The 926-nt window shown below is 61.3% G+C and carries 1 protein-coding gene; it reads right to left on the bottom strand.

The genetic code is table 11. From position 1 onward, the window contains the following. The coding region (locus tag XI05_RS08960) for an IS110 family transposase (RefSeq protein ID WP_271500715.1) at positions 1-839 on the bottom strand (839 nt) is incomplete at its 3' end. Positions 840-926 lie beyond the last annotated feature (87 nt).

The following is a 926-nucleotide window of genomic DNA, read 5'->3' as shown; positions in this document are numbered from 1 at the left end:
GTAAACAGGCTACGCAAATAGCGATCGCCCTGCTTGCTGATGCTGCCAAGCTTGTCTTTGCCCCCGCTCGAGCTCTGCTTCGGTACAAGCCCAACCCAGGCCGAGAAGTCTCGTCCCGATCGAAAAGCTCTAGGATCAGCAATGCTCGCGACCAGAGCTGTTGCCAGCGCCGGCCCAACGCCGGGGATCGCGTCCAGCCGTTTGCTCGTCGCGCTTGATCGATGCCAGGCGATGATGCGCCGGTCGAACTCCAGGATCTGGGTCTTCAGCGCGCGCAATTGCCCACCGAGAGCAGCAAGACACATCCGGGCGCCCTCCGGGACTCGGTCTTCGGCTGTATCGGCGACGACTTCCAGCAGTTGCTCGACACCCCTGCGCCCGACAGGGGCGACAATCCCGAACTCGGCGAGATAGGCGCGGATTGAATTGATCACGGCAGTCTGCTGGCGGATGAAGAGGTGGCGCGCTCGGTGAAGCATCAGACAGCTCTGTTGTTCAACCGTCTTGGTCGGCACGAACCGCATGTTGGGCCTCGTCACCGCCTCGCAAATCGCCTCCGCATCAGCGCTGTCGTTCTTCTGCCGCTTGACGTAAGGCTTCACATAGGCCGGAGGCATCAATCGCACCGCATGCCCCAATGCCTGCAACTCGCGGGACCAATGGTGTGATGATGCGCAAGCCTCGATCCCTACCAGGCAGGGCGGCAGCTTCTGGAAAAACGTCAGGACTTGCCGGCGCTTCAACTGACGGCGGATGATCACCTGGCCAGCTGCATCAACGCCGTGCACTTGGAAGACTGACTTCGCGATATCCAGACCGATGGTCGAAATTGGCTGCATAGGGCTGCTCCTCCGAATCGTGGGAGCCTCAAACGGCGCCCACACCTTGGCACTCTCGTGCCGGTGGAGGAGCCGTCCACAGCATCA

This window comes from Bradyrhizobium sp. CCBAU 11357, assembly GCF_028128865.1.
In the GTDB taxonomy this organism is placed as follows: Bacteria; Pseudomonadota; Alphaproteobacteria; order Rhizobiales; family Xanthobacteraceae; genus Bradyrhizobium.
Note: the sequence above shows the minus strand (reverse complement) of the source record. Positions and strands in the feature narration are given on the sequence as shown.